This is a genomic window from Streptomyces sp. NPDC028711, assembly GCF_055565415.1.
Map to the genome: position 1 here is coordinate 100672 of NZ_JBVHUJ010000013.1, position 23595 is coordinate 124266.

Here is a 23595-nt window from a genome sequence, read left to right on the forward strand (position 1 = left end):
CGGCCATTGTCCGTGCCGGCCGGCCCGCTCAGCGCAGGAGGTCGGCGATCCGCTCCCGCATCGAGCCCATGGTGAAACCGCGCGGGTCGACCTTCCCCGGCTGCCACTCCAGGTGCCCGATGACCGAGCGGTGCGTCCAGCCGTGCACCCGGCACACGGCGGCCGCCGCCTTCGCGATGGCCTCCAGCTGGACCTTCGGCCACGGGTCCTCGCCGTTCCCGAGGTTCTCGCACTCGAAGCCGTAGAAGTGGCGGTTGCCGTCCGTGGTGGCCTCGTCGTCCCGGGGCAGGCCCCGCTCGGCGATGACCGCGCGGAGCACCTCGTCGTCACCGAGCCCCGCGTGGTTCGCCCGCCCGTAGCCGACCAGGTGGACCTTGCCGTCCTTGGCGATCACGCCGTGACAGAGCGGCCCGGGGAGGGCCTCGTAGCCGTCCCGGCAGATCCGGACGGTGTTCGCCGTGCCGCGGGTCACGGTGTGGTGGATCATCACGCCGTGCACCGGGCCCCAGGGCCCCTTGTGGTTGCGGTTGTGGGTGGACCAGTCGCCGACCTCGACGATCGCGAGGCCCTCGTCGCGCAGCGCGCTGCGGAACCTGCTCGCGGACATGGGTGTGGACATGACCGACTCCCTCCGGAGAACGGGGTGAGCTTCCGGAGTACCGGAGTCCACTACTCCGCTGCCATCCGTTCGAGCCGCGTGCGAGCCGATCCGGACACCGCCCGCCGTGACGGGTGGGGCTCCGCTGTTCGGATGGAAATCACGTGACATGCCCCGAAGATCGTCGAACAGTCCCACTCGAATGTGTAATGGCGCCGACACGCTCCGTGCTGAAAGGCTTCGTATCGCAACTCAGTCATACGAGAGGGAGTTCCATGTCCGTTGGTTCGGTTGGCGACGAGGTCCGCGCGGAGCAGCAGGCCCCGCAGCAGAGTCTCGGTACCGCCGCCGCGCGGAACCTCGCCACGACCACGAAGTCGGCGCCGCAGATGCAGGAGATCACCTCACGGTGGCTGCTGCGGGCGCTGCCGTGGGTCCAGGTGCAGGGCGGTACGTACCGGGTGAACCGGAGGCTCAGCTACTCCGTCGGTGACGGCAAGGTCACCTTCGTCCAGACCGGAGAGCGCGTCGCGGTCATCCCCGCCGAACTCGGCGAACTCTCCGTCCTGCGCGGCTACGAGGACGAGGAGGCCCTGGCCGAGCTCGCGTCCCGCTGCCGCCAGCGGGAGTACGCGGCCGGCGAGGTGATCGCCGTCGCGGGCGAGCCGACCGACCGCGTCCACCTCCTCGCGCACGGCAGGATCGAACAGGTCGGTGAGGGGCCGTACGGCGACGAGACCGTCCTCGGCGTCCTCGCCGACGGTGCCCACTTCGGCGACATCGCTCTCGTCGATCCGGAGGCCACCTGGGAGTGGAGCGCCCGCGCCGCCACGGCCTGTACGGTCCTCGAACTCACCCGGGACGACGTCCGCAACCTCGCGGAGCGGGCCGGTTCGCTCGCCGCCCACCTCGCGACCGTGGCCGCGCTGCCCCACCAGCGGACCAACAACTACGGCGAGGCCGAGATCGACCTCTCCGCGGGCCACGTCGGCGAGGCCCTCGTCCCGCACACGTACGTCGACTACGACGCCTCGCCCCGCGAGTACGAGCTGAGCGTCGCCCAGACCGTGCTGAAGGTCCACAGCCGCGTCGCCGACCTCTACAACCAGCCGATGAACCAGACCGAGCAGCAGTTGCGGCTCACGGTCGAGGCGCTCCGCGAGCGCCAGGAGTACGAGCTGGTCAACAACAAGGAGTTCGGCCTCCTCTCCAACTGCGACTACGGGCAGCGGCTCCAGCCCCACGACGGCGCCCCCAGCCCCGACGACATGGACGAGCTGCTCTCCCGCCGCCGCGGCTCCAAGATGTTCCTCGCCCACCCGCGCGCCATCGCCGCCTTCGGCCGCGAGCTCAACAAGCGCGGTCTCGTGCCCGAGACGATCGACGTCAACGGCAACCGCATCCCGACCTGGCGCGGTGTGCCGATCTACCCGTGCAACAAGATCCCGGTCTCGGACGCCCGCACCACCTCGATCATCTGCATGCGTACCGGCGAGGCCGACCAGGGCGTCATCGGTCTGCACCAGACCGGCATCCCCGACGAGATCGAGCCCAGCCTCTCCGTCCGCTTCATGGGCATCGACGAGCAGGCGATCATCTCCTACCTGGTCACGGCCTACTACTCGGCGGCGATCCTCGTCCCCGACGCGCTCGGTGTCCTGGAGAACGTCGAGGTCAGCCGCTGGCGCTGAGCCGACGACGCCCGGGGGCGGGAACCGAACCCTCCCGCCCCCGGGCGCTCCCGGCTCGTCGCCGGAGCATCGCCACGGAGGATACGAAGGAAGTGACCGTGACCATGACCAGCGCGGATGCCGTCACCGACGGTCAGGGGGCCGTGGTGCTCCTGGACCGGACGCGGACGGTCGTCAATCCCCAACTGCGCTCGACCGTCGAGACCCTGCCCGGTTCCATGCGGCGGGTCGCGATGTACCACTTCGGCTGGGAGCACGCCGACGGCACACCCGCCACCGAGCAGGCGGGCAAGGCGATACGGCCTGCCCTGGTCCTCGCGGCGGCCCGCGCGCTCGGCGCCGAGGAGGCCCAGGCCGTGAAGGCCGCCGCCGCCGTGGAGCTCGCGCACAACTTCACGCTGCTCCACGACGACATCGTCGACGAGGACGTGACCCGGAGACACCGGCCCACCGCCTGGACCGTCTTCGGCGTCCCGGACGCGCTGATCGCCGGTGACGCGATGAGCGCGCTCGCGCTGCGGCTGCTCGCCGAGGACCCGCATCCCGCCTCGGCGGCGGCCTCCGCGCGTCTGGCGGCCTGCATCATCGAGCTGTGCGCGGGACAGCAGGCGGACTGCGCCTTCGAGCAGCGCGGACCCCGTGAGGTGTCCCTCGACGAGTGCCTGGCGATGGCGACCGCCAAGACGGGCGCCCTCCTGGGTTGTTCCTGCGCCCTCGGCGCGCTCTACGCGGGCGCGGGGGACGAGGAGGTCGCGGCGATGGACGCCTTCGGCCGGGAGGCCGGTCTCGCGTTCCAGCTGATCGACGACCTCATCGGGATCTGGGGCGACCCGGACCGTACGGGCAAGCCGGCGGGGGCCGACCTCGTCGCCCACAAGAAGTCGCTCCCGGTGGTGGCGGCGCTCGCCTCGGGCACCCGGGCGGGGGAGGAGCTGGCCGAGCTGTACTCCCGTCCGGTCCTCGACCCGGCCGCGGTCCTGGCGGCGGCGGACGCGGTCGAGCGGGCCGGCGGGCGCGACTGGGCCCAGGCGCAGGCGGCCGAGCGCATGGGCCGCGCCGTCGAGTATCTGGCACAGGCGGTCCCGGACCTGGAGGCCGCGGGTGACCTGCTCGCCCTCGCGGAGTTCGTCACCCGCCGTACGCGCTGAGCCCCGGAGCGGGTGATCAGGCGTCGGGGACGATCCGGGTGACCACGGTCTCGATCAGCTCGTCCAGGTCCCGGTCGCCGTGGAGGCCCGGGACCGTGAAGTGGTCGAGCAGCAGCCCCGTGAGGGCGAAGTAGAGCAGCCGGACCGCGTCCGCGTCCCCGGGCATCCCGGAGGCCAGGTGCAGCCGGATGTTCTCGTCCAGGTCGGCGCGGAGCACCTTGGTGAGCTGGGTCCGCAGCTCGGGGCGGCGGACGGCTTCGAGGCGCAGCTCGAAGAGGCCGAGGTAGCAGGTGCGTTCAGCCGCGAGCCGCTGGGCGAGCTGACGCATCAGCTCGACGACCAGGGCTCGGCTCGGCGCCGGCAGCAGAGCGGCGTCGATGACGCCGGGCTCGGGGGTGAGCCGTACGAAGATCCGGTCGGCGACCTGGGAGAGCACCTGGTCCCGGTCGCGGAAGTAGTTGGACGAGGTGCCCGTCGGGACTCCCGCCCGGGCGTCGACCGCGCGGAAGGTCAGCCCCCGGGCACCCTCGTCGGCGAGCACCTCGATCGCGGCGTCGAGCAGTGCCGTACGGCGTTCCGGGTTTCTCGCCATGTCGGGCTCCTTCGGATTTTCGACCATCGGATTTTCGGCAAGAGGGCTTGCGTAACCACTACAGGTGAAGCACTATAGCCGTCGTGGTTGCGACTGCAGTCACGCTCCGAAGCAGAAGAGGACCGGCTTGCGCAAGCTCACGTACTACATCGCCTGCACCATCGACGGCTTCATCGGCGACCCCCAGGGCGATGCCACGTCGATGTTCAAGTACTCCGACGGGCCCTACCTGCAGTGGATGGGCGCCGAATTCCCGGAGACCATCCCGACGCAGGGCCGGGAGGCTCTCGGCATCGACGCCGAGGGCAAGTACTTCGACACCGTCATCCAGGGGCTCGGCTCGTACCAGCTCGCCCTCGACATCGGCGTCACCAGCCCCTACAGCCACCTGCGGGAGTTCGTCGCCAGCCGCTCGCTCGCCGAGTCGCCCGACCCCGCCGTCGAGCTGATCGCCGACGACCTGGTCGGCCGCGTCCGCGAGCTCAAGGCCGAGGACAGCCCCCTCGGCATCTGGCTCTGCGGCGGCTCCACCATCGCCGGCGAGCTCATCGAGGAGATCGACGAGCTGATCATCAAGACGTATCCGCAGGTCTACGGCAGTGGCATGCCGATGTTCGGCGCCGGTTTCGAGCCCCGCGACTTCGAGCTCGGCGCGGTGCGCACCTTCGACAACGGCGTGCTCGTCCGTACGTACACCAGGAAGCGGTAGCGGCGGGAAGCACTTCCGTGCGGGGCGCCCTACCCTGGAGGCATGGGTGAAGAGGCGCCTCGCACGACGCGGGACCCCCGGGCCGAGCATCCGTGCCCGGCCTGCGGCAGTCCCCGTGCCACCGTGGCCACCCGGCACAAGGTCCTCGGGGCCTGGGTGCCGGAGTGGGAAGTACAGCCGTGCCGCAACCCCGCATGCCCCCTCAACGAGGGTGCGGAAGCCACGAGCACGCCCGTGACCGGCAAGAACGACGAGATCGGGAGAAGTCCGGCCTCTGGGTGACCGGGCGCGCGCCGGAGCCGGTCATACCGCTACAGTCCGCGCATGTCATCGGAGTCGACAGAAGTCTGGACCGGCTGGTACCGGGACCGCAGCGGCGCGGAAGCGATCGTCATCACGGCCGACGGGCGGCGCGTCGCCACCCGGATCAGGGGGGTCGAGTACACGGGCGAAGGTTTCGCCGCGCTCAGCGCGGCCGACGAGGGCGGGCAGCCGCTCACCGGCTGCGTCCTGGAGTGGGACCTGCCCCTCCCCGTCGTCGTGGACGGCGCCACCCAGCAGGCCACCCTGAGCTGTCTGCTGACGCTGGGCGAGCGCGCGGATCTCAGCCTGACCCTGCACTGCGGAGGCGCCGCCTTCGAGTCGTGCGTGGCCGGCGGCGACTTCGACGGAGCCCTCGAACGGGTCCGGCGGCAGCTCCCGCCCGGCGCGGACTTCTCCCGCCGGCTGCTCCAGGCGGCCTGAGCGCGAGGACGGCGGCGACGCCCCGGGGAGGGGGCGCCGCCGCCGTCTCTCACGGTCCGGCCGCTCAGCCCTTGAAGGCGGAGGCGAGACCGTAGCGCCACAACTGGTCGACGCGCGAACGCTCCTGGGCGTTCGGCTGGGCGTTCTGGCAGGACGTACCAGGGCCACCGCCCGACATCAGCTCGCTGCACGGACCGCTGTAATGGTCTGGAAGACCCAGGACGTGCCCGGTCTCATGGGCGGTCACCCGGGTCGAGTTGTACTGCTGGTTCTGCCGGTAGTCGAGGAAGATGTAGCCGCTGCCGTGGCCGTCGGTGCTCGCGTACGAGCCACGGGAGTCGTTGCCCTCGTAGTAGCGGAAGTCCGGGTTGCTGCCCTCGACGAGCCGGACGTTCACCACCGAGCTGTTCCATATCTGGGTGGAACGCGCGATCTGGGTGCGGAAGGTCGGCGCGTTGGCGGCGCTGTAGACGACGGTGACGGCGAGCGCGTCGGGGTTGGCGGCCCGCTTCTTCGCGACCGACTTCACGACGGCCTCGAAGAAGGCCTGATTGGCCTTGGCCTCCTCCGCCGAACCGGCGTACGCCACAGCGGCGTTGCCCGTCCGGTCGGAGCTCACGGCCGCCGCAGGGGCGACTCCGAGGGAGGCGGCGAGACCGAGACCGAGGGTGGCGGTCAGTACGGAGGTGAGGACCTTGGGGTGGCGCATGGGGGGCTCCTCCTCTAGGGGACTGGGGAGAGTCTGGGGTGAGCCCCGGCCTCCGGGGATGATGCCAACCGCCGATAACCCCACCGCATCACCACAACGGGGCCCCAACTCCCTTCAGAACCAAGGGAATCGAGTGACTCCGGGCGTCTGGTGCGACTCGGGGAGCCGCCCTACCCTCGGGGCATGGAGCTGGAGGTGAGACACCTGCGCGCGCTCTGCGCGATCGCGGACACGGGCAGCCTGCACAAGGCGGCCAGGCAACTGGGCATGAGCCAGCCCTCGTTGACCACCCAGCTGCGCCGCATCGAGAACTCCCTGGGCGCCGAACTCTTCTCCCGCGGCCGCACCGGCTGCCGGCCCACCCCGCTCGGCCGCTCCCTGCTCAGCCGGGCCCGCCCCCTCGTCGCCGACATGGCCGCCCTCGTCACCGAGACCCGGGCCGCGGCGGCCCGCACCGACGGGCCCGGGCTCGGCGTCGGCTCCACCGCCAGCCGGGCGCTCCCCGGCTGGCTCCGCCGGCTCCGGCAGCGGCTGCCCGGCATCGACATCGGCCTCCGCATGGACGTCTCGGCGAACGCGCTGCTGCGCGCGGTCGCCGCGGGCCGGCTCGACGTGGCCTTCGTCCACGAGGTGGAAGGCTGCCCGCTGCGGGTCCCCGAGGGCCTGGACCGACGGGTCCTCGTCGCCCGCGAACCCCAGTTCGTCTCCCTGGCCCGCGACCACCCGGCCGCCGGCCGGCCCGTGGTGGACCTCGCCGACCTGGCCACCGACCACTGGATGGTCGACCCGACCGTGGACGGCGAATGGGACGGCCTCCGCCGGGTCCTGGACGCCGCCGGCATCGACCCGCCGCTGCTGCACGGCGACTACCACACGGCCGCCTCCCTCATCGTCCTCGGCGAGGCCGTGGCCCCCTGCCAGCCGACCTCGGTCCCGCGCGAGGACATGGCCGTCCGCCCGTTACGGGGCGACCCGCTGGCGGTCCGACTCCTGCTGTACGCGCGCCCAGGAGCGCCCCTGGACACGCTGTACGCCGAACTCGCGGCGGCCTACCGGGAGGTGGCCCTGCGCGCCGCCCCGTACCGCGAGTGGCTCCGTCGCCAGGGAACGGCGGCGGGGCTGTCGGTGGGACCGTGCATGATGGCCGTATGAACGAACGCGAGGTACGTCACGCACGCCCCGAGGACATGGCGCGGGTCGTCGAACTCATCGCCGAGCACGCGGCGTACGAGAAGGCGTCACCCCCGGCCCCCGGCCTCGCCGACCGCCTCACCCGCCTCCTCTTCGGCCCGGCACGGCCCCGCCTCCGCTGCCTGGTCGCCGCCCTCCCCGACGGCACCCTCGCGGGCTACGCCACCTGCGCACCGGAGCTCTCCACCTGGGACGGCACGGAGTACCTCCACATGGACTGCCTCTACCTCACCGAAACCTCCCGCGGCCACGGCCTGGGCCCCCTCCTGATATCCGCGATCCGCGAGGAAGCCCGCGCCCTGGGCCTCGACGAGATCCAGTGGCAGACCCCGGAGTGGAACGAGAACGCGATCCGCTTCTACGACCGCCTGGGCGCCACGTCCAAGGAGAAGCGCCGCTACACGCTGGGTGTGGGGGAGTAGGGGCCACGAGGGGCCGCCGCGCGGCCACCTGGCCCCCGCGACGATCGCGCCGTGAGCGAGCATGCGAGCCATCCCGAACCTCTGCCGGATGAGGCGACCGTGACCGACCTTCGCGAGGCGTGGCGGAGCGGTCGAGTCTTCGGTCCGCCGATCCGTCGGACGTTTCGTGACGTCATCGCCGACCGTCTCTCAGACCCGCTGCCGCCGCAGGCAGCGATGCTGTTCGAAGCCTCGGCGGATCCGTACTGGGACAGCGACGAGTTCTTCCTCGGCGACTTCTCCAACGCGATCCTCCACCAGGACACCTGCGATCCGTACACCGCTGAGGGTGTCGCACTGCTCGCAGCCTTGTCCGTCGACGACCGGGTACCTCCCCAGCTCCGCTTCCGGACCGTGGTTCTGCTGTTCGAGATCGCCACTGTTGCAGACCGCCACCTCGCCCGGTGCTGGCCGGACATCCCGCCACGTGCCGATCCGGACAGCGAGGACAGGGCACGAGACGCCGTCCGGTCCTTCATCCCGGAGCTGCTTGCCCGATGGGCGATGGAGTGTCCTGCCGTCCGTCTGGTGCTGGCCGGCCTCGCCGTCGTCTTCCCAACGGTCCGCACACTGCCTGCCCTGACCTCACGGCTTCAAGGCTTTGTCGAGCAGCACCCTCGAGGCACCGACGTCGGTGACTACGTGCGATTCGCTTTAGTGCTGGCCGCCCGCGACGACCGGCGCACCCTTGCCACGGTCGAGAGGCTGACGGACTCCTACTGGACGGGCACCGCACGCGGAGCGCCCACTCGTGCACGAGCACTCCACCTGCTCGGTCAGATGCTGGACGCTGTCGGACGCCGGCTCACAGGGGCCGTCGTGGTGTGACCGCCGTTTCGGGAGTCGGGGTGCGGCGCTGAGCTGGTGATGGCGCTGGACCCTGCGTGATCACGCTGGGTACCTTGGCGCGATGTCTCCGGAACCGCGCAGTCGTGAAGAGCTGGTCTCCTTCCTCCTCGGCCTGCACCAGGAGTTTCGTGCCCGCGGTCACGAGTGGGAGAACAACACCCTGGACGGCTTTCTCGAGGCGCTCGCCGCATGGGTGCACGACTCTCCGGGCGCGTACCGCCACGCGGGAGAACAGATCCCGACCGACGGCGACTGGACCTTCATGGCCCGAGCACTCCGTGCGGCCGGCGTCTACGAGTAGAACCGAAGTGCGTGACGGACATACGCGAGCGGCCCGCGCCGGGGTGACCGGGCGGGCCGTTCGGTTTGCCCTCCGTCCTGGGCCGGAGCAGGGGGCGGGAGAGGCCTTGATCAGGCCTTCTTCGTCTCCTAGTAATGGGCCGGGCCGGTGGCCTGCGGCGATGGTGGCCGCAGGTCGCTGACCTGGCCTTTGTTGGCTGGCGATGGGGTGCGACGGTCTTGATCGGGTGTCCTGCGGACTGTGTGGGGACTGGTGCAGGCTGCTGACTTCCACTTGCCAGGATCGCCCCACACTCGCCTGGTGAGGGCGGTAGGTTCGGGGACGAGCACATCAAGGGGAGCTCTCCTTCCATGATTCTTTCGCCCAGGCGGGTGGACCTTGAACACGGCGAGCGAGTAATCGGATGTCGGATAGCCAAGCCCGTGAGCAGCACAATCATGGGACGGGGGTGTTTGTGGGTGGAGACGTCAAAGGTGACGTCTGGAACATCTTCCTCCGGTCAGAGGGGAAGCCGCCTCCAGCGTCAGGCGAATCTCCGCGTGAGCCTGAACGGGACGACGGCGAGGTCGATGATTACGAGAGCGTTTGGAGTGCACTCCTTGAAGCCAGCTTCCTTGGAGCGTGCTCGGGCGTGGCGGCCTTTCGTCTAGCAATGGGTTGGCCGTGGTCAGCCGGTAGTCCAGCTCCCGGGATCGCAGCACGGGTTTTGGGTGGTGTCTTCTTTCTATACGCTTTCCTGGCGTGCGTTGCTGCTTTTACTGCAAGGGCAACTCAGGTCTTTGAGTTGTGGTCTGATTCATGCGCTGTCACTGCCAAGCAGGGCAAAGGGGGACTCGCGGCTTGGCTGCCGGTCCTGATAGCCCGCACCCTGAGCGTGCTCTCGGCGTTCACAGCTTCTCTGGCGGAGGGGCTTTCCTCTCTTTATGGATGGAGCCCCTTTGGCCTCCGTGTTTTCAGTCGAGCCCGAAAAGCCCGCCTGAATACGGCCTCCAATGCGAAGATCTCTGTTGGTGCGGCAGGGATATCCTGAAATTCTTTGTGGTTGGTTTGAGGGAGTGGTGCGAAAGGTGGAAGTGTTGCGGTCGCGCTGACTCGCTTGAATGGGCTACCGATTAAATAGGTAGAGGGCCGCGATTGCTCCAGCTCCGACTCCCCATAGGAACGAGTAGAACTGCGCCTTCCGGTCGACGATGATCTCCGGCGGGGGCGGTGTGACTAGACGTTCCATTCTCTCCGCTGCATCGCCTAACATGCCGGTGGCGTGAGACAGACGGTTGTCGTTCTGGAGGCGATCCAACCGAGTGACGGCCTCATTCAAGGAATCCTTGAATCCCTCGAATCTTGTAGCGACGCTTTCCAGGTCGGTGGAGTCGAATCGATTGTCGATTTTGCTCAGCGCGTATGCCGCGTCGGATAATTGCTGAGCCACGACTGGATTGATCTTCTCGCCCGTTTGCGCGAGAGATTGAGCAACGTCTTCGTTGATGCTGCGAGCGGCGTAGCCCAGTAGGCCGGCGACGTCTTCGTTGATGTTTCTCGCGGCGTATCCCAGTTGCTGGGCGACGTCCTCGTTGATACTTCTGGCTGCACTGGCTAGGGAGTTCACGATATCCGGGGAAATGACGCCATCTTCGAGGGCCCTGGTGAGCAGTCTGGCCAAAGGGGGGCTCTGTTCGGTCATCTTGGCGAGCAGAGCCTTGGTATTCGCATCGAGCATCTCAAAGTGGATGCCGCCGTGGTTGTCACCAGCGATGAACGTCCCGGACCCATGATTGTGCTGTTCCCGGAGGGAGTCTTGACCAGAGTCGGATGTATCCACTAGTCGGCGCCGTTGGTCACGGTGACGCCGCCGTGGTTGTCACCACCGATGAAGGTTCCGGATCCATGGTTGTGCTGGGATCCGATGTTGATCGTTCTGGTGGCCGGTGGGGCAGCTGAGGCCAGGGCCTCAAGGTCTGTCCGAGCCTCCGGGTAGGCAGCAAGGTAGGCAGTCAAGAAGCCCGTCCACCGGGCGGTGGCCTCCGCCTCTGTCACGGTGTGCTGCGCCAAGGCAACGGAATCATCCTCCACCGCCTGCAACGCGGTGGACCGCTGCTCTGCAGTTCCACGCTGGAAGACCACACCGAGCCGAGCGCGAAGAGCATCTGCTCGTCCCTGCAGAAGATAGGCGACAACGTTGCTGGCGGCACCCATAGCGACGGCTACGGCCGCTTCGTCGAGCATGCGGACGACCTCCCACGAAGACACTTAGCAGCCGATGGTGGCTCCCCTCACGCCGATGGTTGCGCCTTGAGAACCCGCGTGTGCCCGTGTTTGGGAAACTCGACGTTCTCGGAGCGTGGTCTGGCTGGAACACGCTCCCTTGTCATAAGAGACGGTTCCTCGACAAGGGAGGCGGTCCCTTGGGTGGGGCCCAGTTGACCTCGGAGGACGTGGCTCATGTGTGCGATGTCGGCGGTGCGTAGTCGGTCACTCTCGTGCGGGGATGCTCCTCCAGTGGGCGTGAGCCTTTCGTAGGAGGGTCTCGGCGGCAGCGCCGTGGACGGCTGTGGTACGCAGCAGTGCGAAAGCTTTCTCGTAGAGGGCGAGTTCGCTCGGCTTGGTGACATCCAAGGCGGAGGAGACGAGTTCGACGTGAGCCCTGGCGTCGTTGCTCGCGCCGTAGATGTTGAAGCCGTGAACGGGGAACAGGTTCACCCGCGCTGTGGAGGGCAGGATCCCGAGCCGGAGCGAGGGCAGGCCAGCTTCGTCGATGAGGCGCTCGATTTGACCGCGCATGACCTTGGGTCCGCCGATGTTCGTGTAGAGAGCTTGCTCCCCGAGGATGACGTCGTAGTGATGCTCGCCGTCGTAGAGCACCTGCTGCCGCTTCATGCGCTTGGCGACTCCGGCCGGCACGTCGTTCGGGATGCCGAGGAACTCGACGACCTGGCCGAGGATCACCGTGGCGTAAGCCTCGGTCTGGAGGGTGCCCCAGACCATGTTGGGCACGTAGGCCCTGCCCTCACGGGTGCTCTGGTACCAGCCGACTACGTCGTCCTGGACTGCTTCCGTACCGGTGGACAGGCGCTCTTGCCACGGAACCGAGCTGGTCACTTCGTCCCCTTCCATGATTCCGCCACTGAGGCGGATCTCGGCGTGTGTTGCCTCCCGGCTGATGGTGGCGGCGAGCAGGCGATCTCGTAAGACCGGAAATGGTCAGGGCATGCGCTCGATCGCGATGGCGAGGGCGCCGAGGGCTTCCTTCTCGGGGCCGTAGATCGTGCGGATGTTGGCGAGCTGCTGGTCGCGGGTGGCGGTCGGGTTGACGTTTGCCGGGCCCTCGCCGTCGAGGAGGGCTTTGAAGTCGGGGTACTCGGTGACCCGGAGCACTCCGACGTCTGACGACGCGGTTCGGTCGGCCGAGTTCACCCGGTTCATTGCGCAGCGGAACGCCGACGAGTTCGTCGTGGAGCAACTGGAGGCCGACGTCGGCCGCCTCGCCCGTACGTACGTCAGCCACCCGTTGATGGAGCAGTACGTCGAGATCAAGCGGTTACGGGACGGGGTGTTCGAGCTGCTGCGCGGGCGCCAGCGCCCCCGGCAGACCACCGACCTCTACCTCTCTGCCTCTCGCCTCTGTGGCCTGTCCGCGCACGTCTGCCTCGACCTCGGCCACTACGACTCCGCCGCCACCCACGCCCGTACCGCACGCGCCTGCGCCGAGGCGGCCGGGCACGAGGGGATGCTGGCCTGGGTAAGGGCTGTGGAGTCGTTGATCGCGTACTGGACCGGGCGGTACGAGCAGGCGGCCCGGCTGGCGCAGGCCGGCCGGCGGCACAGAGCGGGCGGCAGCATCGGCGCACGGCTGGCGAGCCTGGAGGCACGGGCGTTGGCGATAGTCGGAGACTCGGCAGGTGCGCTCGCTGCCCTGTCGGATGCCGAAAGATCGCGCGAGGCGATCTCGGGTCGGGACGAGGTGCTGGGAGTCTTCGACTTCCCTGCGGCCAAGCAGTTCGCGTACGCCGGAACGACCCTCCTGGTCGTGGGTGGGCAGGAGCACGTCCAGCGGGCCATCGTCAGCGCGGAGACGGCGATCCGCCTCTATCGCAGCGCGGACGGAGACGATCAGTCGGTCGGTGACCTGTTCGCCGCGCACCTCGACCTCGCCAGCGGGCACCTGCTCCTGGGCGACCTGGACGGCGCGGAGGAGATGCTCGGCTTCGTGCTCCAGTCCTCGCCGGAGCGCATGTCGGCCAGCATCGTGCATCGGCTCACCGTTCTCGGGCGAGAGCTGGGAGGGCCGCAGTACGGTGGAGCCGCGCAGGCGGTGCACCTGCGCGAACGACTCCAGCACACGGCCGTCCGTGCGTCCCTGCCCGCCGCCCACCCTCCGGAGTTGCCGACGTGACCGACCTGTCCGCCGCCCACGACGCCGCCGTCACCGACCGGGCCCGCCTGGCGGGTAGCGCCTACAACGGAGACCGGGACCTGGCCGCCCGGCAGTCGCTCTACCAGTGGCAGACGCCCCGGTACGACCTGCCCGGCCTCGTCGCCGAACGGCTGGGCGACGTACGCGGGCGAGTAGTCGACATCGGCTGCGGCAACGGCAAGTTCACCCAGCGGCTCCGCCAGGACCGCCCGGACCTGTCCCTGCTCGGCCTCGACATCGCGCCCGGCATCCTTGCCAGCGTCCCTGGCTCGGTCGCCGTGGCGGATGCCACGCGGCTTCCGCTGGCGGTGGGTAGCGTCGACGCCGCTCTCGCGCTTCACATGCTGTACCACGTGCCCGACATCCCCCAGGCGGTCAGGGAGCTGGCCAGGGTCGTGGCCCGTGACGGGGTGGTGGTCGCCTCCACAAATGGCGACCGCGACAAGGCCGAACTCGACGACCTCTGGCAGCGGGCCGCCGGCGACGTCCTCGGCATCGACCGAGGCCCGGCCCGCATCTCGCTCAGCGCCCGCTTCTCCCTGGAGAAGGCCCCGGCCTTCCTTGGGGAGGAGTTCAGGCGGGTCGAGGTTGTCGAGCTGCCAGGGACCATCACGGTCCGCGACCCCGAGCCCGTCATCGCCCACATGGCCTCGTATCGAGCCTGGTCAGACCAGCACGACGTGCCCTTCGACGCGACGATCGACCGGGCCCGGGCCCTCGTCGCCGACGACATTGCCCGCAATGGCGCGTACGAGATCACCTGCCTTGGCGGCATCCTCGTCTGTCGCTGGTGAGATCAGCCCAGTGGAGGCCAGGGCCCAGCAAGCAGGCGTCCTGCCTCCTCGGCGATCGCTTCCGCCAGCTGGTCCCGGTCGCCGCGTCGGGTCGCTGCCCAGTCGTTGTAGGCGTTGGTCTTGTCGACCAGCGGCCTGAGCGACTGCGGCCGGGCCAGTGCGCCCCACCCTTCGTACGTGATCAGGTCGCCGCCGGCTCCGGAGTCCAGGCTGCCGTTCACGATCAGCTGGAGCCACCAGCGGACGAGTTCCCAGCGGGCCGCTTCCCACGGGAGGTCGGTGGTGTCGGCCGGGAGGTCCTGGAGCAGGCCGAGTTCGTCCAGCACCTGGTCGAATAGGGCGTCGGCTTGCTCGCGCTCGGAGCGCGACAGGCCGGCGAGGAGGGGGAGGGACTCCGTCTCGACGTCGAGGACCAGGGCCGTGAGGCCGGCTTCGATGAGCTGCTCCGGGTGGTGCCGACGGCCGATCAGACGCTCCAGGGCCAGCATCCGGAGGCAAGCGACGACCTCCTGTGCGCTCGTGGCGTACGGCGTGAAGGGCGTGGGCGCGGTGACGTCGATGCCCGGGCCGCTCTCGACGAAGTACGACCAGAAGTCGACTGTCGTACGGGCGAGGAGGCCGCTCGATCTGCCGACGAATTCGTGGTGGATGTAGTCGGTGAGGTCGTTCCCGTAAATGATGATGTCGGTCTGCCAGACGGACAGGACGGGATGCCCGTGCTCGCCCGCCGTGCCCGGCAGGTAGCGGTGTCCGTAGACCGGGACCAGCTGCGGTGCGCTCTCCAGCTTGGCCCTGGCGACGCGCAGTGCTTCGGATGTCTCCGCCGGCCTCGACGGCCAGGCGGGATGCCAGAACCCGTTGTGCTCCACGTCGAAGAGCACCCCTTCCACTGGCCACGCCAGCTGCCCGGCCAGGTCCTCGGGGTCGCCGTTGCGCCAGTCGGGCCACCGCGACGAGCCGTGCGGGAGCCCGGCGGCGAGGAAGACCCTGTGATCTGCCGAGAAGGTGAAGCCGAACCGTGTCTCGACCGCTTCGAGCTCTCGCTCGGTGAGCCCTGGCCCGATCTCGGTTCGGAGCATGCCCTGAAGGGCACGGGCGGCATCCAGGGTCAGTCGCGGCGTCGACGGCGTGTTCACCTCTGCCAGCGTAGTGAGCGGTACGGCCGCACATGCCAGGACGCTGTGGCAGTCCGCTGCCTCATCGCGCATTCGCTGCGACGGACTGCGACGACCTCGGCGCCGTTCGGGCTCCCTGCAGTGTCCGCCCGAAGGGGAGCGAATGGCAGGTCCGCCGGCGTGGTGGCGCCTACCCGAGGGCGGCGGCAGCGGCCTTGTAGTCGGCGGCCTGGGTCGGGGTGAGGTAGTGGCTGACGCGGATGAGCACGGTGCCGCTGACAAAGTCGTACTCGGCGAGCATGGGCATGCCCTTGGTGACGTTCTGGATGTAGTCGGCGCGGGCCTGGGAGTCGGCTGCGGTCGCGAATACCTCGATCGCTCCGCCGAGCCCGACGCTGCCGGGTTCCGCGCCGGCAACGTCGTCGACCTTGATGCGGGAGTCCGTGAACGTGACCTTGCTGGTGTACTGGTGGGGACGGCCGAGGAGATGGTTCGGGTCGTTGTCCTCGGTGACGACGCCCGAGAGCTTGGCGGACGGGACCTTGCCGGAAAGGGCCTTGAAGGCGTCGCTGGCGGTGAGCTCCTTCGCTGTCGGCTTGGTCGGGACGCCAGCGGTTGCAGTGGTGGCGTTCTTCGGCTGGTCGTTCTTCTGATCGCTCCCTGACCCGCATGCCGTCGTGGCCGCGAAGACGATGACGAGGGCGGCAGCGGACAGGACGGGCTTACGCATGATGGCTCCGAAGTGTGGCGGGTTGGGGTGTGTTGATCAGGTCGCAGAACTATTGCACTGCGATGTTGCAGTGCGTGCGGATACCGGAAGACCGGCTGGTCTGTATCCGGCCGGGTAGGTGGTGATGGGCCGACCGCGGAGGCGCGGGCTTGTCCGATGGCGTCTATCGGCAGCTTCGGATATCCGGACGTGCGGAATAGGGCCATGGACCGGGGGAGGGCCGCTTCTGGATACGGATGCTGGCCCCGGCATGCTCTCCCCACGGCTACTGGGTAGCGTCCCTCCGGTGAATCTGCACCTCATCAACGATGTGCCCGACGGCCTGACCCGACGAGCGCGATCCTTTGTCTCCGTGCATGGCGTCAAGGTCGACGTTCGCCCAGTCGAGGGGCACAGGCAGTGGTGGCTTGAGCGGGGCATCCCAGCAGTGGTGATCGATCGAATGGCGGCCTACCAAGAGCGATGGGGCGGTCTGCTCTTGCCACCCGCACCGCAGTACGACGGAGGCCCCAAGTACCTCGATCCGGACTCGCCCGAAGCGGACTCCGCAGGGTGGTGGTTCGAAGCCGGGATGCAGCGGACCGCAGTCCCCTACTCATTCATGGTCAGTCCATCTGGTGAGTTCGGTATCCAGGGAGATGAATGGGCGCCCCTCCACGCGACTATCGAGGGCTGGGTGGAGTCGCTTGCCTTGGCTCACCACGCATCTATGTGGGCAAGGCAAGTCACCAAGCTCGTCGGCGATGACGTCGACGGCTTCGACCTGAACGGCTTTGCGCCGGTGCGCGATCGCAGTGATCTACTCCGCCCTCGATGAGTGGGGGACTGCGGGGAGGCGTGGACGACGATGGCTGACCTTGCCGTTCAACCTCGTCTCGGCTGGTGTGGATATGGATCAGGTGGTGCTGCCAAGCCCAAACCGATCGCTACTCTCCCCGCATGATTGCGAACGGAGATCGCCAGTTCCCCTCCCCGCTCGCCGCTGCCATGGCGGTCCGGCTCGAGTGCATTGGCGCGGACGGGGTCGACTTCGAACCCTACGAGTCCTTTCTGACTGCTGATGAGACCACCGAGTGGTTCCGCGCATGGACAGGCAACGGCGAGCTGAACGGCGACGGCTTCCGCGTGTTCGGCCAGGACGGCACAGGCGGGTACGCGGCATTCTGGCTGGTTCGTCCCCGTCGGGAGCTGGTGGAGCAGCCCGTTGTTTTTCTGGGCTCCGAAGGAGAGGCCGGCGTTGTCGCTCGCGACTTGGGCGCCTTCCTGTGGCTGCTGGCTGACGGCTTCGGCCCGTGGGAAGCAGCCACCTCGTATGAGCCCGAGCCGGATTGGGCTCCCCAGGTCAATCGCGACCTGGCGGCTATCGCGGAGCAATTCGCTCCGGACCGCCGAGCGTCGGCAGCGGCGATCATCGCGCAGGCCACACAGGAGATTCCTGACTTCGACGACACGATCATGAAGCTCTGCCGCTGAGCCGGGCCCGATGCCCTGCCACGAGGCGTGGCGGGGTATCGGGCCGGGGTCAGCGGTGCCGACTGCGCTGTTCGGGCCTCGCGGCTGGTGTGGCCGAAGGGCGCGGCGTGGCGGACATGGATGGCGTTCCGCTGATAGTGCTTCGGCTGCGAGCTGCTTGCGTCCGCCGGTTCAGTTGAGCGCGGTGATGCGTCAGTTGAGGACATCGGCGGGGTGCTCGGCGCTGTCGAGTTCCCGCTGGCTGCCCACTTCGGCCAGGAGGCGTCGGGGGTTCTGGCCGGCGGTCTCGCCTCCGCGCTCATCGCCGGCGGCGCGAGCGTCAAGCAGGTGCAGCTCGTCCTCGGGCACGCGTCCGCCGTCATCACCTTGCGGATCTACGCGCACCTGTGGCCGGGGGAAGCAGACCGCACCCGGGCCGTCATGGACGCCGTGCTCGGCGGCCTGCGGACCGGGTGCGGACAGGTAGGCGACGTGACCTGCGAAACCGCAGGTCAGAACGCCTGACCAGAGATCAAGCCTTCTTCGTCTCCCAGAAGATGCGGTCGATCTCGGCGATGAGCTCCAGCGCCTTTTCGCCCGTCTTCGGGTCCGTCGACGCCTTGGCGGCCGAGAGGGCCTTCAGGGTGTCGTTGACCAGCTGGTTGAGCTCGGGGTACTTCTCGAAGTGCGGGGCCTTGAAGTAGTCGCTCCAGAGCACCGACACGTGGTGCTTGGCGAGCTCCGCGCGCTGCTCCTTGATGACCGTGGCGCGGGCGCGGAAGTGCGCGTCCTCGTTCGCCAGGTACTTCTCCTGGACAGCCTTGACCGACTCGGCCTCGATGCGGGCCTGGGCCGGGTCGTACACGCCGCACGGGAGGTCGCAGTGGGCGCTGACCTTCACCTTGGGGGCAAACAGGCGGGAGAGCATGGTGCCGTCCTTCCTCGTGATCGTCTTCTCAGGTGGGACATTACTCGGTGAGAAGGGCGATTTCGCGGGCGCCCCCTGGGGCTTAGGTCAAAAGTCCAGGGTCACCATGGGACTCGTGTACGAGTGGACGAGCGGACCGGGAGGTGCCGGATGAGGGAATCGGGGCGGGAGCGGGTGGCGGAAGCCGGGGCTCCGTTCGGGCTCGCCGAGGTGACGGGGGTGTCGATGGTGCCCACGCTGCTCCACGGTGACCAGTTGCTCGTGCAGTACGGGGCGCGGTTGCGGGCCGGGTGTGTGGCCGTGCTGCGGCATCCGCTCCAGCAGGATCTGCTCATCGTGAAGCGGCTGATCGAGCGACGGGACGGCGGCTGGTGGGTGCTCGGGGACAACCCGGACGCCGAGGGGGACAGCCGGGTTTTCGGAGCCGTACCGCCCGAGCTCGTTCTCGGGCGGGTGCGGGCCCGCTACCGGCCGGTGACGCCGGGGCGTCAGCGGTCGCCGGTGGTGATGCTCTCCTGGCTGCTCTCGGCGGTCAGGCCCGTGGCCTCCAGGCGCTTGCGGGCCCGGTAGGCGGCCACGTTGGCGCGGGTCGCGCAGCGGTCGGAGCAGTAGCGGCGGGAGCGGTTGGTGGAGGTGTCGAGGTAGGCGTTGCGGCAGGGCGGTGCCTGGCAGAGGCCGAGCCGGTCGGCGCCGAACTCCGTCAGGTGGAAGGCGAGGCCCATCGCCGCGATGGCCGCGTATCCCGCGGTCGCGTTCGAGGGGTGGTCGGCGAGGTGCATGTGCCACCGCGGCCGGCCGTCCTCGTCGAGGATGTCGTGGCCGGAGATCTGCGGGCTGACGGGGAACTCAAGGAGGAGGGAGTTCAGCAGGTCCACGGCTCCCGTGTGGTCGCCCTCGTCGGCCGCGGTGAAGACCGCCCGCAGCCGGGCGCGCACGGCGCGGAAGCGGGTCACGTCGGAGTCGGTGGCCCGGCGGGCCATCTGGGTGGCGGGGCCGAAGAGCTCGCGGATGACCTCGACGGAGGTGAGGGCGTCCTTGTTGCGGGTCGGCTCCTCGGTGTTGACCAGACGCACGGCGTAATCCGAGTAATAGGCCAGTTCCACTTGTAGTCCTTACTCCGGCGGTCTAGTGTCATGGTCGGTAAGGGGTAACGACTGTTGTCCCTGTCAGGGTATTACGCGAGGGGGAGGAGCGGCGATGACCGGAACCGACTGGGCGGGCTGGCAGGAGAGCTGGGACCGTCAGCAGGAGTGGTACATGCCGGACCGTGAGGAGCGGTTCCGGGTGATGCTCGACATGGTCGAGGCCTTGGTGGGGCCCAGGCCCCGCGTCCTCGACCTCGCGTGCGGTACGGGAAGTATCACGGATCGGCTCCTCAAGAGGTTCCCGGAGGCGACCAGCACCGGTGTCGACCTCGACCCCGCCCTCCTGGCCATCGCCGAGGGATACTTCGCCGGCGACGCCCGCGTCACCTTCGTGACCGCCGACCTCAAGGACCCCGCGTGGGCCGCCCGGCTGCCCCACGACTCGTACGACGCCGTCCTCACCGCCACCGCGCTCCACTGGCTGCACAGCGAGCCCCTGACGGCTCTCTACGGCCAGGTCGCCGGCCTCGTCCGCGACGGCGGCGTGTTCATGAACGCCGACCACATGATCGACGCGACCACGCCCCGCATCAACGCCGCCGAGCGCGCCCGGCGGCATGCCCGGATGGACCGGGAGAAGGCGACCGGGGTCCTCGACTGGGCCGAATGGTGGGCCCTCGCCGCCAAGGACCCCGTCCTCGCCGAGCCCACCGCCCGCCGCTTCGAGATCTACGGCGAGCACGCCGACGGCGACATGCCCTCCCCGCGCTGGCACGCCGACACCCTGCTCGCCGCCGGCTTCGGCGAGGCGAGGGCCGTCTGGGCCTCGCCCTCCGACACCCTTCTCCTCGCCGTCAAGTAGCCAGGACACGGGAGAGGGGCGGTACGGGTGACCCGTACCGCCCCTCTTCTCATGCCGTGCGCCCTACAGCACCTTCGACAGGAACGCCTTCGTCCGGTCGTGCTGCGGGTTGCCCAGGACGTCCCGCGGGTTGCCCGACTCGACCACCACGCCGCCGTCCATGAAGACCAGCGAGTCGCCGACCTCGCGGGCGAAGCCCATCTCGTGCGTGACGACGATCATCGTCATGCCCGACTCGGCGAGGTCCCGCATGACGTCGAGGACGTCACCCACCAGCTCCGGGTCGAGCGCCGAGGTCGGCTCGTCGAAGAGCATCAGCTTCGGCTCCATCGCCAGCGCACGGGCGATGGCGACGCGCTGCTGCTGGCCGCCGGAGAGCTGCGACGGGTAGTTCCCCATCTTGTCCCGCAGGCCGACCCGGTCGAGCAGGCGCTCGGCGCGCTCGCGCGCCACTGCCTTGGACTCGCCCTTGACCTGGATCGGGGCCTCCATGACGTTGCCCAGGGCCGTCATGTGGGGGAAGAGGTTGAAGCGCTGGAAGACCATGCCGATGTCACGGCGCTGGACCGCGACCTCGCTGTCCTTCAGCTCGTAGAGCTTGTCGCCCTTCTGCCGGTAGCCGACCAGATGGCCGTCGACAGAGAGCCGGCCGCCGTCGATCCGCTCCAGGTGGTTGATGCACCGGAGGAAGGTCGACTTGCCGGAGCCGGACGGGCCGACGAGGCAGAAGACCTCGCCGTTCTGCACTTCGAGGTCGATGCCACGGAGGATGTGGGCGGCGCCGTACGACTTGTGGACGCCCTCCGCCTTGACCATGGGCTGGCCGGTCATGCCGCTGCCTCCGGGGAACGCTTGAACGTGGTCAGGTTCGCCTTGACCCGCTGCCACGGGGTGGGCGGCAGGTTACGGGTCGAACCGCGGGCGAAGCGGCGCTCCAGGTAGTACTGGCCGACGCTGAACACGCTGGTCAGCGCGAGGTACCAGATGGAGGCGACGAAGAGCATCTCCATCACGGCACCGGCCGTGCTGCCGATGTTCGAGGACGCCCGGAGGAGTTCGGTGTACTGCACGGCCGAGACCAGCGACGAGGTTTTCAACATGTTGATGAACTCGTTGCCCGTCGGCGGCACGATCACCCGCATGGCCTGCGGAAGAACGATGCGGCCCATGGTCTTCGTCTGGGACATGCCGAGCGCGTGCGCCGCCTCGGTCTGGCCCTCGTCGACCGACTGGATGCCCGCGCGGACGATCTCCGCCATGTAGGCGCCCTCGTTGAGGCCGAGGCCGAGCAGCGCCACCATGAACGGCGTCATGACGTCGACGGTCTCGTTCTTGTAGATCGGCCCGAGGTCGATGTACTGGAAGATCAGCGACAGGTTGAACCACACGAGCAGCTGGACGTACACCGGGGTGCCGCGGAAGAACCAGATGTAGAGCCAGGCGACCGCGCCTGTCACCGGGTTCTTGGAGAGCCGCATCACGGCGAAGACGACGCCGAGGACCAGGCCGAGGGCCATGGACGCGACGCTGATGATGATGGTGTTCCACAGGCCGCTGATGACCGAGGTGTCGAACACCTTGTCCCACACCGTGTCCCAGATGATGTTGCCCTGGGAGAAGGCGTAGGCGAGCCAGCCGAGCAGTACGACGACCACGACGGCGCTGATCCAGCGCCCGTAGTGCCGCACGGGGATGGCCTTGATCGCCTCGTACGGAGTGCCCGAGGCGCCGGGCCCGGCCGGAGCGGCGGCCGGGTCCTTGCTGATCTTGTCAGTCACGACGACTGCCCTTCAGTGGAGCGGGGAGGTCACTTGCCGGCGTTGACGGTGGCCGACTTGACGGCGCTGTCCTCGACGTTCCACTTCTTCAGGGCCTCGGCGTAGGTGCCGTCCTTGATGATCGCGTCGAGCGCCTCCTTGACGGCGTCGCGCAGCTGCGGCTTGTCCTTCGAGACGCCGATGCCGAAGAGGCCGACGTCGCTCTGGCTGCCGACGACCTCGAAGTCGTTGCCGCCGCCCGAGGTCTTCGCGATGTACGCGGCCACCGGGTAGTCGTTCAGGTCGGCCACGGCGCCGCCGGCCTTGACGCGGGTCTGGGCCTCCGCGTCGGTGTCGAAGGCCTGGATCGTCAGCTTCTTGTCGCCGCACTTCGTGGCCTGGGCCTTGAAGGTGTCCTCGTAGATCGTGCCGCGCTGGACGGCCACCGTCTTGCCGCAGAGGTCGTCGAGGGAGTTGACGCCCTGCGGGTTGCCCTTCTTGACCAGGAGGGAGACGCCGGAGCTGAAGTAGTCGACGAAGTCGATGCCCTTGCCGATCTTCTTCCCGTTGTCGTCCAGGCCCTCCTGGCGCTTCTTGTTGTCCGTCATCGAGGACATGATCAGGTCCTGGCGGCCCGTGTAGATCGAGGTGATCAGACCGTCGAAGGTGCCGGACGTGAACTTGAACTCGACGCCGAGCTGCTTGCTCAGAGCCGCGGCGATGTCGGGGTCGACACCGACGATCTTGCCGCCCTCCGTGAACTCCATCGGGGCGTACGAGGCGTCGGTGCCGACCTTGATGACACCGGCCTTCTGGATGTCGGCGGGGAGCTTCGAGAAGAGCGGGGCGGCGTTCGCGGGGCCGCCGCTCTTCGTCGGAGTCGCGGAGCCGCCCTCGGTCTGGTCACCGCAGGCGGTCAGCAGCATGGAGCCGGCGACCGCGACGGCGGCGACCGCGGCAAGACGGGACGTGCGGGTCTTGGCGGTCGTACAGCGCGTGGTGCGTGCGGTCATGATCGGGTTCCTCCGGCGTGTGAGGGAGTTGCCAGGTGGTCACGTACACCTCTTCGAGTGTCGTGACCTCGTGTGATTACGGCATCTTGCCATTCGGACCGCCCCAAACCGACGGCTGCGGATGTCAAAATCGGGTAACGGGTGACGGCCGAATGCCGACAGGCCGGTACATCAGGGCCGGATCTTCTTCGGGATCCCTTCCCCGCCACCGAAAAATCTCCTGTGTATCTCGCCATTCGGACGAGCGGAAGGCCGCCAATCGGGTGGGGAATGCATCTATCGGGACATGGGGTGACGTGTCGTTCTCCGTCCGTGTCCGAATGCACTCGGTATGAGTCGCGTCACCGAGCGGATATGGACTCGTCTGCGGTGCCGTCCGTCCGGTAAGAAGGATCCTTACACCCCTCATCCGGGGCTCAGGGCGCGTTGTGCGGCGCGCCCGCGCGGCTGCCAGA

The 23595-nt window shown here is 68.6% G+C and carries 27 protein-coding genes and 2 pseudogenes; 15 read left to right on the forward strand and 14 right to left on the reverse strand.

The genetic code is table 11. The features are described 5' to 3' along the window. Positions 1-28 precede the first annotated feature (28 nt). Positions 29-619, reverse strand: coding sequence for an N-acetylmuramoyl-L-alanine amidase (locus tag ACZ4VK_RS31845; RefSeq protein WP_468359759.1), 591 nt, complete (start codon positions 617-619; stop codon positions 29-31). Between the two features lie 254 nt (positions 620-873). Here ACZ4VK_RS31845 and ACZ4VK_RS31850 point away from each other — a divergent pair, with 254 nt between their 5' ends. Together ACZ4VK_RS31850 and ACZ4VK_RS31855 are read left to right on the forward strand one after the other, a co-directional pair. Beyond that, a complete protein-coding gene (locus ACZ4VK_RS31850) occupies positions 874-2289 on the forward strand; it encodes a family 2B encapsulin nanocompartment shell protein (protein WP_468359762.1) in 1416 nt (471 codons plus the stop codon). A 104-nt stretch (positions 2290-2393) separates the two neighbouring features. Continuing rightward, a complete protein-coding gene (locus ACZ4VK_RS31855) occupies positions 2394-3437 on the forward strand; it encodes a family 2 encapsulin nanocompartment cargo protein polyprenyl transferase (protein WP_468360192.1) in 1044 nt (347 codons plus the stop codon). A gap of 16 nt (positions 3438-3453) precedes the next feature. Here the strand turns inward: ACZ4VK_RS31855 and ACZ4VK_RS31860 are convergent, their stop codons facing one another. Continuing rightward, positions 3454-4029: a TetR/AcrR family transcriptional regulator gene (locus ACZ4VK_RS31860; RefSeq protein ID WP_468359765.1), complete on the reverse strand. Its 576-nt coding sequence runs from the start codon at positions 4027-4029 to the stop codon at positions 3454-3456. Between the two features lie 127 nt (positions 4030-4156). Here ACZ4VK_RS31860 and ACZ4VK_RS31865 point away from each other — a divergent pair, with 127 nt between their 5' ends. Both ACZ4VK_RS31865 and ACZ4VK_RS31870 read left to right on the forward strand, forming a co-directional pair. Then, positions 4157-4738: a dihydrofolate reductase family protein gene (locus ACZ4VK_RS31865; RefSeq protein WP_468359768.1), complete on the forward strand. Its 582-nt coding sequence runs from the start codon at positions 4157-4159 to the stop codon at positions 4736-4738. Positions 4739-5062: 324 nt separating this feature from the next. Next, complete coding sequence (locus ACZ4VK_RS31870) at positions 5063-5482, forward strand: DUF6304 family protein (protein WP_468359770.1); 420 nt, start codon at positions 5063-5065, stop codon at positions 5480-5482. A gap of 64 nt (positions 5483-5546) precedes the next feature. On the opposite strand, the gene snpA is transcribed toward ACZ4VK_RS31870, so the two are convergent. Continuing rightward, positions 5547-6191, reverse strand: coding sequence for a snapalysin (snpA, locus tag ACZ4VK_RS31875; protein WP_468359773.1), 645 nt, complete (start codon positions 6189-6191; stop codon positions 5547-5549). Between the two features lie 183 nt (positions 6192-6374). Here snpA and ACZ4VK_RS31880 point away from each other — a divergent pair, with 183 nt between their 5' ends. From ACZ4VK_RS31880 to ACZ4VK_RS31895, 4 genes are all read left to right on the forward strand, one after another. Further along, positions 6375-7343 (forward strand): LysR family transcriptional regulator, encoded by a 969-nt coding sequence (locus tag ACZ4VK_RS31880; protein ID WP_468359776.1) that lies wholly within the window; start codon positions 6375-6377, stop codon positions 7341-7343. After that, complete coding sequence (locus ACZ4VK_RS31885; RefSeq protein WP_468359779.1) at positions 7340-7804, forward strand: GNAT family N-acetyltransferase; 465 nt, start codon at positions 7340-7342, stop codon at positions 7802-7804. The genes ACZ4VK_RS31880 and ACZ4VK_RS31885 overlap by 4 nt, the downstream gene beginning before the upstream one ends. Before the next feature lie 51 nt (positions 7805-7855). Further along, positions 7856-8671: a hypothetical protein gene (locus tag ACZ4VK_RS31890; RefSeq protein WP_468359781.1), complete on the forward strand. Its 816-nt coding sequence runs from the start codon at positions 7856-7858 to the stop codon at positions 8669-8671. Between the two features lie 82 nt (positions 8672-8753). Further along, entirely contained in the window at positions 8754-8993 is a 240-nt protein-coding gene (locus ACZ4VK_RS31895) for a DUF7660 family protein (protein WP_468359784.1), read from the forward strand. A 1105-nt stretch (positions 8994-10098) separates the two neighbouring features. Here ACZ4VK_RS31895 and ACZ4VK_RS31900 read toward each other — a convergent pair. The 4 genes and pseudogenes from ACZ4VK_RS31900 to ACZ4VK_RS31915 form a co-directional block, all read right to left on the reverse strand. Next, positions 10099-10710, reverse strand: coding sequence for a hypothetical protein (locus ACZ4VK_RS31900; RefSeq protein ID WP_468359787.1), 612 nt, complete (start codon positions 10708-10710; stop codon positions 10099-10101). Between the two features lie 101 nt (positions 10711-10811). Continuing rightward, on the reverse strand, positions 10812-11216 hold the full coding sequence (locus ACZ4VK_RS31905; RefSeq protein ID WP_468359790.1) for a hypothetical protein: 405 nt from the start codon (positions 11214-11216) through the stop codon (positions 10812-10814). Between the two features lie 246 nt (positions 11217-11462). Next, positions 11463-12089, reverse strand: coding sequence for a DUF5753 domain-containing protein (locus ACZ4VK_RS31910; protein WP_468359793.1), 627 nt, complete (start codon positions 12087-12089; stop codon positions 11463-11465). A 102-nt stretch (positions 12090-12191) separates the two neighbouring features. Beyond that, a pseudogene (locus tag ACZ4VK_RS31915) lies at positions 12192-12374 on the reverse strand (ASCH domain-containing protein); the annotation flags it as partial. Positions 12375-12441: 67 nt separating this feature from the next. On the opposite strand from ACZ4VK_RS31915, the gene ACZ4VK_RS31920 reads away from it, so the two are divergent. Next, positions 12442-13383, forward strand: a complete 942-nt coding sequence (locus ACZ4VK_RS31920; protein ID WP_468359795.1) for an XRE family transcriptional regulator — start codon at positions 12442-12444, stop codon at positions 13381-13383. Next, a complete protein-coding gene (locus tag ACZ4VK_RS31925; RefSeq protein WP_468359798.1) occupies positions 13380-14198 on the forward strand; it encodes a class I SAM-dependent methyltransferase in 819 nt (272 codons plus the stop codon). Before ACZ4VK_RS31920 ends, ACZ4VK_RS31925 begins: the two co-directional genes overlap by 4 nt. Positions 14199-14200: 2 nt before the next feature. Here the strand turns inward: ACZ4VK_RS31925 and ACZ4VK_RS31930 are convergent, their stop codons facing one another. Further along, positions 14201-15277 carry a hypothetical protein gene (locus tag ACZ4VK_RS31930; protein WP_468359800.1) on the reverse strand — a complete coding sequence of 359 codons (1077 nt, stop codon included), beginning with the start codon at positions 15275-15277 and terminating at the stop codon, positions 14201-14203. A 226-nt stretch (positions 15278-15503) separates the two neighbouring features. Beyond that, on the reverse strand, positions 15504-16043 hold the full coding sequence (locus ACZ4VK_RS31935; RefSeq protein WP_468359803.1) for a hypothetical protein: 540 nt from the start codon (positions 16041-16043) through the stop codon (positions 15504-15506). A 286-nt stretch (positions 16044-16329) separates the two neighbouring features. On the opposite strand from ACZ4VK_RS31935, the gene ACZ4VK_RS31940 reads away from it, so the two are divergent. The 3 genes and pseudogenes from ACZ4VK_RS31940 to ACZ4VK_RS31950 all read left to right on the forward strand — a co-directional run. Beyond that, complete coding sequence (locus ACZ4VK_RS31940) at positions 16330-16860, forward strand: hypothetical protein (RefSeq protein WP_468359805.1); 531 nt, start codon at positions 16330-16332, stop codon at positions 16858-16860. Positions 16861-16982: 122 nt separating this feature from the next. Further along, entirely contained in the window at positions 16983-17516 is a 534-nt protein-coding gene (locus ACZ4VK_RS31945; RefSeq protein ID WP_468359808.1) for an SMI1/KNR4 family protein, read from the forward strand. Between the two features lie 288 nt (positions 17517-17804). Beyond that, a pseudogene (locus ACZ4VK_RS31950) lies at positions 17805-18020 on the forward strand (tyrosine-type recombinase/integrase); the annotation flags it as partial. A gap of 7 nt (positions 18021-18027) precedes the next feature. On the opposite strand, the gene sodN reads toward ACZ4VK_RS31950, so the two are convergent. After that, positions 18028-18423, reverse strand: a complete 396-nt coding sequence (gene sodN, locus ACZ4VK_RS31955; RefSeq protein ID WP_015036129.1) for a superoxide dismutase, Ni — start codon at positions 18421-18423, stop codon at positions 18028-18030. A 150-nt stretch (positions 18424-18573) separates the two neighbouring features. Here sodN and sodX point away from each other — a divergent pair, with 150 nt between their 5' ends. Beyond that, positions 18574-18993, forward strand: coding sequence for a nickel-type superoxide dismutase maturation protease (gene sodX, locus ACZ4VK_RS31960; protein ID WP_468359812.1), 420 nt, complete (start codon positions 18574-18576; stop codon positions 18991-18993). Here sodX and ACZ4VK_RS31965 read toward each other — a convergent pair. After that, the gene (locus ACZ4VK_RS31965) at positions 18912-19526 is read right to left on the reverse strand and encodes a CGNR zinc finger domain-containing protein (protein ID WP_468359815.1); all 615 of its coding nucleotides are present in this window, start codon (positions 19524-19526) and stop codon (positions 18912-18914) included. The two genes, sodX and ACZ4VK_RS31965, sit on opposite strands and share 82 nt — an antisense overlap. 94 nt (positions 19527-19620) lie before the next feature. On the opposite strand from ACZ4VK_RS31965, the gene ACZ4VK_RS31970 reads away from it, so the two are divergent. Beyond that, positions 19621-20370: a class I SAM-dependent methyltransferase gene (locus tag ACZ4VK_RS31970; RefSeq protein ID WP_468359818.1), complete on the forward strand. Its 750-nt coding sequence runs from the start codon at positions 19621-19623 to the stop codon at positions 20368-20370. Between the two features lie 63 nt (positions 20371-20433). On the opposite strand, the gene ACZ4VK_RS31975 is transcribed toward ACZ4VK_RS31970, so the two are convergent. From ACZ4VK_RS31975 to ACZ4VK_RS31985, 3 genes are read right to left on the reverse strand one after another with little or no spacing between them, the layout of a single operon-like run. Beyond that, positions 20434-21201 carry an amino acid ABC transporter ATP-binding protein gene (locus ACZ4VK_RS31975; protein ID WP_030553409.1) on the reverse strand — a complete coding sequence of 256 codons (768 nt, stop codon included), beginning with the start codon at positions 21199-21201 and terminating at the stop codon, positions 20434-20436. After that, entirely contained in the window at positions 21198-22148 is a 951-nt protein-coding gene (locus ACZ4VK_RS31980) for an amino acid ABC transporter permease (protein WP_468359821.1), read from the reverse strand. The genes ACZ4VK_RS31975 and ACZ4VK_RS31980 overlap by 4 nt, the downstream gene beginning before the upstream one ends. A 29-nt stretch (positions 22149-22177) precedes the next feature. Continuing rightward, positions 22178-23140, reverse strand: a complete 963-nt coding sequence (locus tag ACZ4VK_RS31985; RefSeq protein WP_468359824.1) for an ABC transporter substrate-binding protein — start codon at positions 23138-23140, stop codon at positions 22178-22180. Between the last annotated feature and the right edge of the window lie 455 nt (positions 23141-23595).